Raw genomic sequence first — 13,249 nt, forward strand, 5'->3', positions numbered from 1 at the left:
GGGTTCAGCCTCTGGCCGACCTGGCCCAGCGGGCGTACTCGGTCGGTGTCCTGCCGTACCGCTTCTTGAAGGTGCGGATGAAGTGGCTGCTGTCGGCGAACTGCCAGTGGGCGGCGAGTTCGGAGACGCTCAGCGAGCCGGCCGGAGCGGTGAGGGCGAGCCGGGCTTCTTCCATGCGTCGGCGTCGGATGTAGGAGGCCACCGACTCGCCTGTCGCCGCGAATGCCCGGTGCAGGGTGCGTACGGAGACGTTCAGTTGGCGCGCCAGCAGCGCCGGAGAAAGCCCGGAGTCGGCGAGCATGCCGTCGGCGAGGTCCTTGGCGGCCTGGGCGAGCACGGGAGCCAGCCGGGGCTCCGCGTCGTCGAAGCCCCGCCCGGCCACCGCCTTGGCCAGTTCGAGCAGAGCGCCGCGGGCGGCTCGGACTCCGGCCGCGCCGAGGTCGGCCATGGTCGCGTGGATCATGTTGGCGTGCGACACCAGCAGGCGCACCTCGGCCAAGTCCGCGGGACCGGTGACGACCCGGTCCCCGAGCAGTGGGGTGAGCATGGCGGCGGGCAGGACGATCACCCGGGCCGTCGTGCCGGGCGCCGTCTCGAAGTGCGAGGGCCGCCCGACATGCCGGAGGAGGAACTGCCCGGCCGACACGGTGTGTTCGACGCCGTCGCGGGCGCCGCCCAGCGTCCACGCACCCCGGTACACCGCATACAGCCGCACCTGGTCCTCGACGCCGCCCGCAGTGCCCGCCGTCCGGATGGCCGACGCACCCTCGATGTCGGTGATCGCCGCGTCGCCCACCGTGGTGGCCCGGGTTCTGACCCGGAAGTCGTCGATCGTGGCCCGGCTGAAGGCCGGCAGCGGGAAGCCGTCGCCGACCTGCGTCTGCCACCCGCTCCGAAAGGCGTCGAACGCCCGAGGTACGGCGCCAGGGGTCGTGGAGTCCAGGCGGAACGCCCCGCCTGCCCGGGCACCTTCGGCTTCGGCACTCTTCATGGCCGGTCCACACCTCGTGTTCGTTGGTCCGCCGCTGTCGCGTGGCGTTGATGTCCCATCCGGACGGCGCCGTGGTCCAAGCGCGCACCGTGCCGAGTTTTCTACGGTCCTGCGAGGGGGGCAATGCCGGGCTGCCGCGGCCTGGCTCCGCGAGAAGACGAGGATCTTGTGAACGATCAGCATTCCGGCCGCGTAGCGGTCGTCACGGGTGCGGGCTCCGGCATCGGCGCCGCGACCGCGTACCGGTTCGCCGCCGACGGGTACAGGGTGGCGCTCGTGGGCCGCACCGAGGCGACGTTGCGGCGGACCGCGCACGAGGGACCGGAGGGCGCGGACATGCGTCCGTGGGTCGCGGACGTCTCGGACCCGGCCGCCATCAGCGCGGTCATGAACGCCGTCGCCGAGCGGTTCGGCCGCTTGGACGTCCTGGTCAACAACGCGGGCGTGGCGATCCCCGGCACCGTCGAACAGATAGATCCGGAGGACTACCGGACCATGATGGGCACCAACATCGACGGCGCCTTCTTCGCCTCGCGAGCCGCCCTGCCCCATCTGCGGGCGGTACGTGGCTGCATCGTCAACGTCGGGTCGGTCGGCGGCCTGCGCGGTGACTGGGGCCAGGCCGCCTACGACATGACCAAAGGCGCACTGGTGAACCTGACCAACGCGATGGCGCTGGACCACGGCCGGGAGATCCGGGTCAACGCCGTCCACCCACAACGCCGTCCACCCGGGTGTGACACTCAGCAGCCAGTTCCTGCGCGACGCACTCGCCGAGGGCACCTCGCTGCATCAGCGCTTCGTGGATCGCGTACCCATGGGCCGGCCCGCGGAGCCGGCCGAGGTCGCCGCCGCCGTGGCCTTTCTCACCGGTCCTGACGCGGCGTACCTGAACGGGGTGCACCTTCCCGTGGACGGCGGCCTGACCGCGTCGAACGGCCAGAGCGATCTGTACCGAGCGGACGTCTGACACCACATCCGCCGCCGACGGCGACATCTGCCGAACTTGCCGGTCACAGCGACTCGTTGAGGGCGGACATGGCGCCTGATGCCGGACATCGAGCGCCGCACCAGCCCGGTTGCGTGCCTGAAGCGGCCACGCGCATCCTCCGCCGCCCAGCCGGAGCAACCAGACGTTCGGCCATCGACACGCAGACCGCCGGCACGGCCGGACGAGACGGTCTCTTGAGCACCGGGCGTCATCGAGGTCGTGGGCCTGGTGAACCCGGCGGCCCGTGGAGGACGAGGCGTCGCGGGCGAGCACCCGGCCGTCGCCATGGGGCACCTCGCAGGTTGGCGGGTCATTCCTCCAGGGCTGCCGCGATACGGTCGAGGTCGGTGAGCAGCGCTGCCATGCGCTGCGGCGGGACGGCCTCGGCCATGCGCCGTTCGACGGCGTATACGGCAGCCTGGACCGCGGTCAGGCGTGCCTGCCCCTTCCCGGTGAGGTGGGCGGGCCGGGCACGTACGGTCTGACCGGCTCCCCCGGTCGCTGTGGTGGCCCCCGCGCGGCACGTCCGTGCGGGGGGTCAGCCTCTGTCCGGCGCCGCCAACCGGTGCAGCCGTAGGGCCAGTTGGATCTCCAGGGCGCGGGCGGGCGTCTGCCAGTCCGCGCCGAGCAGCCTGCCCACCCGCTCCAGCCGCTGGGCCACCGTGTTGACATGGACGTGGAGAGTGTCCTTGGTGCGGGCCGGGCTCATCCCGCAGGCGAAATACGCCTCCAGGGTCTGCAGCAGTTCCGTTCCGCGCCGCTCGTCGTACCCCGCCACCGGGCCGATGGTCCGCTCCACGAAGCCAGTGATGTCCCGTTCGCCCGCGAGGAGCAGGCCGAGAAAGCCGAAGTCCTCGGCCGCCGCGCCGTCCCCGGCCCGGCCCAGCAGGTGCAGCGCGTCCAGGCAGCGACGGCCCTCGGCGTAGGCGGCGGTGACGGTCTCGGGGTGCGCGGCGAGGGCGGTGACGGGCGCGGAGGCGCCGACCGTGACCGGCTGCCGGACGGCCGTGCCCAGGTGGCGGGCGGTGCGGCGGGCCAGCTCCGTGGCACTGTCGCCGGCCCCGAGCGGCAGCAGCAGGACGGTGCCGCCGTCGCGCGCGGCGGCGAGGCCCTGCCGGGTGGCGGCGAGGTGGGAGGCGGCCGACCACAGACGGCGGCGGGCCGCGGCCTCCTCGTCGGCGTCGGCCGCCGGGCCGTCCAGACGTGCGGCGAGTACGACATGGGTCGCGTCCAGGTCGGCGTGCAGCCGGTCGGCGCGTTCGCGCAGCAGCCGAGGGTCCCGGTCGCGGGCGTCCAGCAGATCGTCCAACAGCTCGCCGCGCACGCGCTGTTCGGCCTCGGCGGCGGATCGGCGGGCGAGCAGGAGCAGCGAGGTGACCATGGCCGCCCGCTCCAGTGTGCGCTGGTCCACGGGGTCCAGGCCGGGGTGTCCGCGCAGGACCAGCGCGCCGAGCAGTTCGCCGCCCGCGGCCACCGGGGCGATCCAGTCCGTGCCGTGACGTACGGCGTGCCCCTCGGCCCGGGATGCCTCGAGCGCCTCGGCCGGTGCCGCGGCGGCCTCGGTGAACTCGACAGTGGCGTCGAGGACTTGGGAGACGGCGGCGGCGACGTCGTGCACCCCGCCGCCGCGCAGGACGAGTTCGGCGAGCCGGTCGTGGACGTCGGAGGCACGCTCGACGGCGGCGCTGCGGTCCCGGATGATCTCGTTGGCGCGCTCCAGGCCGGCCAGCGCGGCGCGGGTCTCGGTGATCAGGTTGGCGGTGTCGATCGCGGCGGCGGCGAGCGCGGCGAAGGAGCCGAGCAGGGCGATCTGTACGCGTTCGAAGACGCGTGCCCGGCGGTCGGCGGCGAAGAGGACCCCGATGACATGCGGGCCGAGCATGAGGGGCACGCCGAGGATGGCGACCAGTCCCTCGTCACGGACCCCGGCGTCGATGGTGAGGGTGTGCTGGAAGCGGGCGTCCTGGAAATAGTCGTCGGTGACGTACGGCCGGGTGGTCTGCGCGACCAGCCCGCCGAGCCCCTCCCCCAGGCCCAGCCGCAGCTGCTGGAAGCGCGCGGAGACCGAGCCCTCCGTCACCCGCATATAGGTGTCGCCGCGTGCCGGGTCGTGCAGGGTGAGGTAGGCGACGTCCGTGCCGAGCAGGGAGCGGGCGCGCTGGACGATGGCCTGCAGAACGGCGTCCAGATCGCGCAGGCCCGCGAGGTCGTGGGCGGTCTCGAAGAGTGCGGACAGCTCCGCCTCCCGGCGCCGTCGCCCCTCCAGCTCGGCGCGGACGCGCAGGGCGAGCAGTCTGGTCTGTTCCAGTTCGGCGACGCGGTCGGCCGGGCGTCCCTCGGCGCGCGCGAGCAGCACCGGCTGCTCGTAGGCCTCCACGGAGGCGTCGCGGGCCAGCAGCTCGAGGTACGGGGCCTCGGGGCCGTGGCCGAGGACCGGCTGAACGTGATCGCGAGACATGGTCACAGGATTCCGCATCGACGGCCCAGCCGGTCGGGCCTGTGGACAACTCCCGGGCTTCGTGACTTCCGGGCTGATGGACCTCCGGGCTTCCCGGCGTTCCTGGCCTCCCGGGCGTTCGTGGGCCTCCCCGGGCGTTCCTGGCCTCCCGGGCCGGAGGTTCTCCTCTTCCTCAGTGAGCCGTCCACCCACCGTCGAGGACGAGTGAGGTGCCGGTGACGAAGGACGCCTGCGGGCTGCACAGGTAGGCCACGGCCTCGGCGACCTCGTCCGGTTCGATGAGCCGGTGGACGGCACTGTCCTTGAGCAACACCTCGGAGACCACCCGCTCCTCGGGGATGCCGTGCACCCGTGCCTGGTCGGCGATCTGCTTCTCGACCAGGGGCGTGCGCACATAGGCCGGATTCACACAGTTCGAGGTCACCCCGTGGGCGGCACCTTCCAGAGCGGCCGTCTTGGACAGGCCCTCGAGACCGTGTTTGGCCGCCACATAGGCCGATTTGAAAGCGGAGGCGCGCAGACCATGGACGGAGGACACATTGACGATCCGGCCCCAGCCCTGTGCGTACATGTGCGGCAGGGCACCGCGGATGAGCCGGAAGGGCGCCTCCAGCATCACGGTCAGCACGGCGTGGAAGACCTCCGGCGGGAAGTCCTCGATGGGGCGCACCAGTTGCAGGCCCGCGTTGTTGACCAGCACGTCCGTCCCGGCGGCGGCCCGCTCGGCGGCATCGAGGTCGGTGAGGTCCACGACGTGCGGAACGACGGTCCCGGGAAGGTCGGCGGCCCGTTCCGCCTGCGCGGCGAGTTCGGCCAGGCCGGCCGCGTCACGGTCGACGGCCCGCACCTCGGCCCCGGCGGCGGCGAGCCGCAGCGCGCAGGCGCGGCCGATGCCGCCGGCGGCACCGGTGACGAGGGCGGTGCGACCGCCGAGGTCGAGGGCGAGGGGCTGGGCGCGAGGGCCGGGCGGGGGGTTGGACGCGGTCATGCGCCGACCCTAGACGGAGCCCACCCGTCACCACATGTGGCGTGCACCCACACTTCAGTTGATGGTCATAGGGTCAAACCATGTGGGTGCCTCGGACATGGCCTGCTTGATCCGGAAGAGGCCGAACTCGTGCAGATCGGGCAGCGCGTCCACGGCGAACCAGCCCACTTCCAGCGACTCGTCGTCGTTGACCCGGGCGCTGCCGCCCACGGCGCGGCAGCGGACGGTGATGTCCATGTACTGGCAGGTGTCACCGTTGGGGTAGGTGACCGGCTCCAGGGCCTGGACCAGGACGACCCGCTCGGCGACGCAGTGCACCGCCGTCTCCTCGAAGACCTCCCGCACGGCGCAGGCCGCGGGCTGCTCACCCGGGTCCGGGATGCCGCCGATCACCGACCACTTGCCGTTGTCGACCCGGCGGCCCAGCAGCACTCTGCCCTCGTCGTCGAAGACGATCGCGGTGACCCCGGGCAGCCAGAGCAACTGCTGTCCGGCGGCGGCCCGCAGCGTACGGATGAAGTCAGGAGTAGCCATGGCCCGACCCTAACGGGCCGGGCTCGAGCTTTGTCGCCGGTCCAGGAGGCGTACGCCGGTCGTACGGTCAGGCGCCACCGGCGCGGCGGCCGCGCAGCCCGGACCCGATCGCCCAGCCGACGCCGCCGGCGGCGACCAGCACCAGAGCCATCTCCGGCAGGATGCCCAGCTCGGTCGCCGGGGTCTTGGAGGTGCGCAGCGGCACCTTCTGCACGAGATAGGCGGGCACGAACATGCCGGTCTTCTGGGTGATCTTCCCGTCCGGCATGATGACTGCGCTGACGCCGCTGGTCACCGGCACGGTGACGGTGCGGCTGTGCTCGACGGCACGGATCCGGGACATGGCGAGCTGCTGGTAGGTCATCTCGCTGCGGTCGAACGTGGCGTTGTTGCTGGGCACGGAGATCATCTCCGCGCCGTGCGTGACGGTGTCCCGCACCGCCCAGTCGAAGGCGGCCTCGTAGCAGGTGGCCAGACCCACCTTGGCGCCGTCGAGGTCGAACACGCCGGGCTTGCTGCCCCGGCTGAAGTCCTGGCGGACCATGCCGGTCCAGTTCTTGTTGATCGCGCCGACGAGCCCGCGCAGCGGGAGGTACTCGCCGAACGGCTGTATCTGCCGCTTGTCGTAGGTCTGCGTCGGCCCCTTGACCGGGTCCCACAGGATCTGCTCGTTCAGCAGCTTCCCGTCGCGCTCCACGACTCCGCCGACCGAGATGGGCACACCGACCGCCTTGGCGGCCTCGTTGATGACGACGGCCGCGTCGGGGTTGGCGAAGGGGTCGATGTCGGATGAGTTCTCCGGCCACAGCACGAAGTCGGGCCTCGCGACCTTGCCCGCCTTGACGTCGGCGGCGAGCCTGAGCGTCTCGCGCACGTGGTGGTCGAGCACGGCCCGCCGCTGGGCGCTGAACTCCAGCCCCGAGCGCGGCACGTTGCCCTGGATGACGGCAACGGTCCGGGTGCCGTCCTCGGCCTTGTCGCTCACGAGCGGCCGGGCGGCGACCGCGCCCACCACCGGGACGGCCACGCTCAGCAGCGCGGCGGCCGCGGCCCCGCGCCACACGGCCCGGCTCCGGCGCTTCTCGGCGATCAGCCGGCCGGCCTCGTACAGACCGAAGCCGCACAGGACGACCGCGAAGCCCAGCACCGGGGTGCCGCCCACCGCGGCGAGCGGCAGGAAGACGCCGTCCGCCTGGCCGAAGGCGATCTTGCCCCAGGGGAAGCCCTGGAAGGGCACACGCGCGCGTACGGCCTCGCCCGCGATCCAGACGGCGGCGGCCCACAGGGGCCAGGCCGGCAGTCTGGAGACGGCTGCGACGCCGACGCCGACCAGGGCGATGAAGATCGCCTCGATCGCGACCAGGGCCAGCCAGGGACCAGGCCCGACCTCTACGCCGGTCCATACCAGTAGGGGCAGCAAAAAGCCCAGGCCGAAGAGGTAGCCGAGGCCCAGAGCCGCCTTCCAGCTCCGACCGCGCAGCACCCAGGCGAAACCGGCGAAGGCGGGCAGCGCCAGCCACCACAGGGTGCGCGGCGGAAAGCTGACGTAGAGCAGCACTCCGCAGAGCGCGGAGGCGACGGCCGGGACCAGGCGCAGCAGCCGGGCGCCGCGCGTGCCGGAGGCGGACGGCTGGAGCTGGTCCGGCTGGTCCACGGAGGTTGCGGTGACGGTCACCCGGGTGAGTGTACGGCGGCTGACCTGGCCACCGACAGCACGGTCCGCGGGCCGGCCCGGGCCCCACCGCACCTCCGGCCGCCGTCCCGCGGTCCGCCGCGCGACGGGTCCGGGCCGCCAGCACGGATCAGCCGCGCCGGCACGCTTGCCCCGGCTCGACGATGCGCCGCATCTCGTGCCCAAACCGGTCATCAGCCGCTACGGTGTGCCCAGCCTCGGCAGTGCGGCCGGACTGGGTGCCGTGCCCTGCCGTGGCCCGACAGGGGCGTTCGGGGACGAGGGGCGGCGGGTGGGCTCGACGGGGATGAGGCCTGCGGCCGGTGCGGACGCGGCGGGCACCAGAGGAAACGTTTCTGACGGCGCGGGCATGATTCTGCTCGGCGCCTGCGCGGGATGGGCGCTGCTCACCGCGGCGGCCCATGACGGACGGCCCGAGGGCGTGCTGCTCGCGGTGCTCGCCGTGACCGCCGGTCATGCCGTCGGCCGGGTCTCCGGAGCCCTGCTGCCCGTCGCCACGCCCTGCGCCGGCGCGCTGGCCGCCCTCGCGCTGGCCGTGGCGCAGCCCGATCTCTCCCCCGGCTTCTGGTACGCCGCCCCGCTCGGGCACACCGGTGGTACGGCCGCTCTGCTGGCGCTGGCCACCGGAGCCGCGAGCTGTGCCGCATGGGCCGCGCCCACACCGGCGCTGCGGCTCGGGATGTGGGCGCTGGCCGTCGGGATCGTGCTGACCGGGGCCGCCCTGGGTTCGGCGGCCGGGTGCGCGGCCGGTGCGGCCGTACTGCTGTGCGCGCTGGCCGCGGGCTCGCCGGTCCGTCGGGGTGTGTCCCTGCTGGGTCTGGCCGTTGCGGCGGCCCTGGTGGCGGGCACGGCGTGGGCGCTCGCCTCGGATGCCCTGCGCGGCGGGCTCGCGGGCGTGCTCGAGGGCCGGCTCACCGCGCACCGGGTGGGGCTGTGGCAGGACGCCCTGCGGATGGCCGACCGGAACCGGGGTCTCGGCGTCGGCCCGGACCGGTTCGGGGAGCTGAGCCCGGCGGCGTCACAGACGGTGCCGGCAGACGGCAAGCCGCATTCGGCCCCGCTTCAGGTGGCGGCGGAGCAGGGCCTGGTCGGGGTCGTACTGATCGCCGCCGTGTTCTGCTGGGTGCTGCACGCGCTGTGGCGTACGCCGCGCTCGACGCCGGTCGCCCTCACCGCGGGCGCCGCTCTCACGGCCCTGGCCGCGCTGGCCTCGGTGAGCAACGCGCTGAGCTTCACCTCGGTGACGGCGGGCGCCGGGCTGCTCGCCGGGTGGGCGACGGCGCGGCCCTGGGCGCGCGAGGACGCGGAGCCGCGGCTCTGACCGGTGCCGTCGGCAGTTCACCGGCGCGCGGTCTCAGGTGGCAGGACCCGGTGTGACGGTCCGCAACCGGGCCCGGATGACCCGTACCGCGGATTCCGCGTTGTCCACGGTGATCGTGAAGGTGTGGCCGTCCCACAGGCGCAGCACGATGCCCTCGCCCCGGCGTACGACCACCGCGGTGCCCTTCTCGGGCCGCCACCGGTAGCCCCAGCCGCCCCACTGCCGGGGCGTGACCAGGGCGGTGAAGTCGGCACCTGCCACATGGGAGAGCGGGATACGGCGGCGCGGCAGCCCCATGTGGCCGCAGCGCACCTCGAGGGACTCCTTGTCGAGCCGCAGGTCGACGTGCACGAAGGCGAGCGTGCCGAAGAGGACCAGCAGGCCCGCGGCGATGCAGCCCACGACCGACATCGCCAGCGGGGCGATGCCCGAGGTCCATGCCGAGTCCACGGCCAGCTCGATACCGAGCGCCATGCAGGCCGCGCCGACCAGCGCCAGCAGCCACTGGCAGCGGTTGGTGGCCCGTCCGGTCCAGACATCGGGGTGCGGGGTGTCGTCGGCGTGGGGGTGGTCCCTCATGTTTATGAGATTACTCAGGATCCGCTGCGCGGGCAGGGCGCGGCGGAGCGTGACTGACCCTGGTGGGGGCACAGCGGGCCCACCGATGCCGGACCGGTCAGCGCACCGGGCTGACGGACCGCAGGAAGCGGCCTTCCGCGTAGGACAGGGCGGTGTCCGGGAGCGTGGCCTCGTGGCCGCTGAGCAGCACCGTGAGGGTGGTGTCGGCGACGGCGTGCGGGGCCGGCTCCGCGCCGATCCGGCGCAGCGCCTGGGCGGCCACCGCCCCGGCGGAGCCGTGCAGCGCCAGCGGCGGGCGGTCCGGGCGCTGGACGGCGGCACGGATCCGCTCGCCGACCAGCTCGTAGTTGGTGCAGCCGAGGACGACGGTGGTTACGTCCTCGGGGGTGCGGGCGGCAGCGGAGGCGATCGCGGCCTCGACCGCGGCCTCGTCGGCGTGGTGGATCGCGTCCGCCAGGCCGGGGCAGGCCACCTCGGTGACGGTCGCACCGGCGGCGAACTGCTCGATCAGACCGCGCTGGTAGGCGCTCCCGGTGGTGGCGGGGGTGGCCCAGATGGCGACATGGCCGCCGCCCGCGGCGGCCGGCTTGATCGCGGGGACCGTTCCGATGATCGGCAGATCCGGTTCGAAACGGGCCCGCATCTGCGGCAGCGAGTGCACGGACGCGGTGTTGCAGGCGACGATCAGGACATCGGGCCCGTGGGCGGCGGCGGCCTCGGCGACATCGAGGGCCCGCTGTGTGATGTCCTGTGGGGTGCGCGGCCCCCAGGGCATCCCGTCGGGGTCCCAGGAGAGCACGAGATCCGCGTCGGGCCGCAGCCGCCGTACCGCGGCGGCGGCGGGAAGCAGGCCGATTCCGGAGTCCATGAGCGCGATCTTCACCCGGCCACGATAGACGATCGGGCATGACCGACCGCCCGGGTGGGGCAGACTGCGGCCGTGAGCGCCCTGATGTGGATCACCGTCGTCTCGCTGGCCGCCTGGTGCTGGCTGCTGCTGTTCCAGGGCTTCTTCTGGCGCACGGACGTCCGGCTGCCGGCGCACGGGGAACCGGCGGCGTGGCCGTCCGTGTGTGTCGTCGTGCCGGCCCGGGACGAGGCGGCCGTGCTGCCCGCGAGTCTGCCGTCGCTGCTGGCACAGGACTATCCGGGGCGGGCGGAGGTCTTCCTCGTGGACGACGGGAGTACGGACGGCACGGGCGAGCTGGCCCGGGAGCTGTCGCGGCGGCACGGGGGGCTGCCGCTGACGGTGGGCTCGCCCGGGGAGCCGCCGGCGGGCTGGACGGGCAAGCTGTGGGCGGTTCGGCACGGCATCGGCCTGGCACGCGCGCGTGATCCCGAGTTTCTGCTGCTGACGGACGCGGACATCGCACACGCTCCGCACAGCCTGCGGGAACTGGTGGCGGCGGCGGACACCGGGGGCTTCGACGTCGTGTCGCAGATGGCGCGACTGCGGGTGGAGAGCCTGTGGGAGCGGCTGGTGGTGCCGGCGTTCGTGTACTTCTTCGCGCAGTTGTATCCCTTCCGCCGGATCAGTAGGAGAAGGTCGCGCACGGCCGCGGCGGCGGGCGGCTGTGTCCTGCTGCGCGCCGGCATGGCCGAGCGGGCCCGCATCCCGGACGCCATCCGGCACGCCGTGATCGACGACGTGGCGCTCGCGCGCGCGGTCAAGGGCGCCGGAGGGCACGTCTGGCTGGGGCTGGCCGAGCGGGTGGACAGCGTGCGGCCCTATCCGCGGCTGCACGACCTGTGGCGGATGGTCTCGCGCAGCGCCTACGCCCAGTTGCGGCACAACCCGCTGCTGCTGATCGGTACGGTCGCCGGGCTCGCCCTGGTCTACCTGGTGCCGCCCGCCGCACTGGTCGCGGGCGCGGCCGACGGCAATGCGCCCACGGCGGTGCTCGGCGCCCTGGCGTGGGCGGGGATGGCGGGGACGTATCTGCCGATGCTGCGCTACTACGGCCAGCCCGTGTGGCTCGCTCCGCTGCTGCCGTTCACCGCGTTTCTGTATCTGCTGATGACGGTCGACTCGGCCGTGCAGCACCACCGGGGGCGCGGGGCCGCCTGGAAGGGCCGTACGTACGCGCGTCCGGATGCCGTGCCCGACGAGGGCTAGGCCCTGTCGTCACATTCCCGTCGTCGCCCGAAGGGCGGCCTCGCGGCGTCCGGTGCGTGCTCCCGGCGTGCCGGACGGAAGTCCTCGTACTGGACGTACATGGGCTTTCGCCCGGTGCGGCGAGAGGGCGTGCCAGGCGTCGCGAGGCAGACGGGAATGTGACGACAGGGCCTCGCACGCCCGGTCACTTGCGGCCGGGTGTCCAGTTCATGCCCCAGCCGTAGGCACGGTCCACGGTCCGCTGCGGGCTCACCGCGCGCTCCGGCACCAGATAGCGCGCCTCGCGCTGCACCAGGAGATCGCCGCCGGTGTTCGTGATCAGCGCGAGCGCGCACACGGTGGAGGGGACCGTGCACTCGTCGAGCGAGAAGTCGATCGCTGCGCCGTGCTGGGGCTGCAGGGTGACGGTGGCATGCAGGTCGGCGAAGGAGCTGGCGCCCTCGTAGATCGTGACGAAGACGAGGATGCGCCGGAAGTCCTGCCGGTGGTCCAGGTTGATGGTGAGGTTCTCCCCGGCGGCCACGGCTCCGGTGCGGTCGTCGCCGTCGAGATGGATGTACGGGGGCCGGTGCAGTGATCCGAAGGCGTTGCCGAGCGCCTGGACGACGCCCTTGCGGCCGTCGGCGAGTTCGTACAGGGCGCACAGGTCGAGGTCGAGGTCGAGGTCGCCACGGCCGCCGCCTCCCCAGCGGCCGCCCCAGCCCGAAAGCTGTTTGCGGACCTGCCAGTTGAGGTTCACCCGCATGACACCGGACGTTCCGCCTTGTTTGGCGAGCGAGACGGAGGGTGCGGCCTTCGTGAGGGTGACCTTGGACAGGCGGACCGGCCGGGCCGCGGGCGGCTGGGCGGCGACCGGAGGGGACGCGGGCGAGGGCGGGGGCGGGGGCGCCACGGGCGCGGGAGGCGTGACCACCGGGTGCGGGGCCGCCGTGGCGGGCGGTGCGGCGTGCTGGGGTTCGTCCACGGTGATCCCGAAGTCCGTTGCCAGGCCTTCGAGTCCGCTGCTGTAGCCCTGGGCGACGGCGCGGAACTTCCAGCCGCCCTGGCGGCGGTAGAACTCACCGAGCACGAAGGCTGTCTCCGAGGTCGCGCCGGGGCTGTCGAAGCGGACGACGACCGCCCCGCTCGCGGCGTCGGTCACCTCGACATAGAGGCCCGGCACCTGCCCGAACGTCCCACCGTCGGCGGAGGCGGCGAGGACGATCCGCTCGATCGCGCCCTCCACGCGCGTGAGGTCGACGCCAAGGACGTCGGTGACCTGTCCGCCGGCCGTCCGTTTGCCCTCGTGGCGCACCGCGCCGGAGGAGTGGGCGGGCTGGTTGTAGAAGACGAAGTCCCCGGCGGATCGGACCTTTCCGGCGGTGAGCAACAGCGCCGAGGCGTCCGCGTCGGGCACGCCGGGACCGGAGCGCCAGCCCAATTCGACCCGCAGGGCCGTGATCGGCACCGGCGCGTTCGACCCTTTCGACATTGACATGTCCGCCCCAATCCGTGTCGCCTTCCGGGCGCCCGCCCGTGCCGTGATCCCTACCCACGGAACCTGTTACGGGTCCGGTGAACTCCCCCGAGCAGGACGGG

Annotated in this window: 11 protein-coding genes and 1 pseudogene; 4 read left to right on the plus strand and 8 right to left on the minus strand. The window is 73.3% G+C overall.

The features are described from left to right. Window positions 1-4 precede the first annotated feature (4 nt). A complete protein-coding gene (locus GQF42_RS45705; RefSeq protein ID WP_233273270.1) occupies window positions 5-991 on the minus strand; it encodes a helix-turn-helix domain-containing protein in 987 nt (328 codons plus the stop codon). A gap of 123 nt (window positions 992-1,114) precedes the next feature. Between GQF42_RS45705 and GQF42_RS46880 the strand changes: the two are divergent. Together GQF42_RS46880 and GQF42_RS46885 are read left to right on the plus strand one after the other, a co-directional pair. After that, a pseudogene (locus tag GQF42_RS46880) lies at window positions 1,115-1,648 on the plus strand (SDR family oxidoreductase); the annotation flags it as partial. Between the two features lie 79 nt (window positions 1,649-1,727). Beyond that, entirely contained in the window at window positions 1,728-1,961 is a 234-nt protein-coding gene (locus GQF42_RS46885) for an SDR family oxidoreductase (RefSeq protein WP_267906129.1), read from the plus strand. A 559-nt stretch (window positions 1,962-2,520) separates the two neighbouring features. Here GQF42_RS46885 and GQF42_RS06770 read toward each other — a convergent pair. The 4 genes from GQF42_RS06770 to lnt form a co-directional block, all read right to left on the minus strand. Next, complete coding sequence (locus tag GQF42_RS06770; RefSeq protein ID WP_158918587.1) at window positions 2,521-4,440, minus strand: helix-turn-helix domain-containing protein; 1,920 nt, start codon at window positions 4,438-4,440, stop codon at window positions 2,521-2,523. A 172-nt stretch (window positions 4,441-4,612) separates the two neighbouring features. Further along, window positions 4,613-5,428 (minus strand): 3-hydroxybutyrate dehydrogenase, encoded by an 816-nt coding sequence (locus GQF42_RS06775; protein WP_158918589.1) that lies wholly within the window; start codon window positions 5,426-5,428, stop codon window positions 4,613-4,615. Between the two features lie 54 nt (window positions 5,429-5,482). Further along, window positions 5,483-5,962 carry an NUDIX hydrolase gene (locus GQF42_RS06780; RefSeq protein WP_158918591.1) on the minus strand — a complete coding sequence of 160 codons (480 nt, stop codon included), beginning with the start codon at window positions 5,960-5,962 and terminating at the stop codon, window positions 5,483-5,485. Between the two features lie 67 nt (window positions 5,963-6,029). Continuing rightward, on the minus strand, window positions 6,030-7,637 hold the full coding sequence (gene lnt, locus GQF42_RS06785; protein WP_158918593.1) for an apolipoprotein N-acyltransferase: 1,608 nt from the start codon (window positions 7,635-7,637) through the stop codon (window positions 6,030-6,032). Between the two features lie 367 nt (window positions 7,638-8,004). Between lnt and GQF42_RS06790 the strand changes: the two genes are divergently transcribed. Next, entirely contained in the window at window positions 8,005-8,976 is a 972-nt protein-coding gene (locus tag GQF42_RS06790; RefSeq protein ID WP_158918595.1) for an O-antigen ligase family protein, read from the plus strand. A 33-nt stretch (window positions 8,977-9,009) separates the two neighbouring features. Here the strand turns inward: GQF42_RS06790 and GQF42_RS06795 are convergent, their stop codons facing one another. Both GQF42_RS06795 and GQF42_RS06800 read right to left on the minus strand, forming a co-directional pair. Next, entirely contained in the window at window positions 9,010-9,555 is a 546-nt protein-coding gene (locus tag GQF42_RS06795; RefSeq protein WP_158918597.1) for a hypothetical protein, read from the minus strand. A gap of 97 nt (window positions 9,556-9,652) precedes the next feature. After that, window positions 9,653-10,438 (minus strand): glutamate racemase, encoded by a 786-nt coding sequence (locus GQF42_RS06800; RefSeq protein ID WP_158918599.1) that lies wholly within the window; start codon window positions 10,436-10,438, stop codon window positions 9,653-9,655. A gap of 69 nt (window positions 10,439-10,507) precedes the next feature. On the opposite strand from GQF42_RS06800, the gene GQF42_RS06805 reads away from it, so the two are divergent. After that, complete coding sequence (locus GQF42_RS06805; RefSeq protein WP_199273034.1) at window positions 10,508-11,671, plus strand: glycosyltransferase; 1,164 nt, start codon at window positions 10,508-10,510, stop codon at window positions 11,669-11,671. Between the two features lie 184 nt (window positions 11,672-11,855). On the opposite strand, the gene GQF42_RS06810 is transcribed toward GQF42_RS06805, so the two are convergent. Then, entirely contained in the window at window positions 11,856-13,142 is a 1,287-nt protein-coding gene (locus tag GQF42_RS06810) for a TerD family protein (protein ID WP_158929859.1), read from the minus strand. Window positions 13,143-13,249: the final 107 nt, after the last annotated feature.

Origin of the sequence: Streptomyces broussonetiae, from assembly GCF_009796285.1 — a bacterium.
In the GTDB taxonomy this organism is placed as follows: domain Bacteria; phylum Actinomycetota; class Actinomycetes; order Streptomycetales; family Streptomycetaceae; genus Streptomyces; species Streptomyces broussonetiae.

Bases quoted from the DNA above. Each gene is read 5' to 3' on its own strand.
- GQF42_RS45705 (WP_233273270.1), bottom strand. From the start codon at position 991: ATGAAGAGTGCCGAAGCCGAAGGTGCCCGGGCAGGCGGGGCGTTCCGC.
- GQF42_RS06770 (WP_158918587.1), bottom strand. From the start codon at position 4,440: ATGTCTCGCGATCACGTTCAGCCGGTCCTCGGCCACGGCCCCGAGGCC.
- GQF42_RS06775 (WP_158918589.1), bottom strand. From the start codon at position 5,428: ATGACCGCGTCCAACCCCCCGCCCGGCCCTCGCGCCCAGCCCCTCGCC.
- GQF42_RS06780 (WP_158918591.1), bottom strand. From the start codon at position 5,962: ATGGCTACTCCTGACTTCATCCGTACGCTGCGGGCCGCCGCCGGACAG.
- GQF42_RS06790 (WP_158918595.1), top strand. From the start codon at position 8,005: ATGATTCTGCTCGGCGCCTGCGCGGGATGGGCGCTGCTCACCGCGGCG.
- GQF42_RS06795 (WP_158918597.1), bottom strand. From the start codon at position 9,555: ATGAGGGACCACCCCCACGCCGACGACACCCCGCACCCCGATGTCTGG.
- GQF42_RS06805 (WP_199273034.1), top strand. From the start codon at position 10,508: ATGTGGATCACCGTCGTCTCGCTGGCCGCCTGGTGCTGGCTGCTGCTG.
- GQF42_RS06810 (WP_158929859.1), bottom strand. From the start codon at position 13,142: ATGTCGAAAGGGTCGAACGCGCCGGTGCCGATCACGGCCCTGCGGGTC.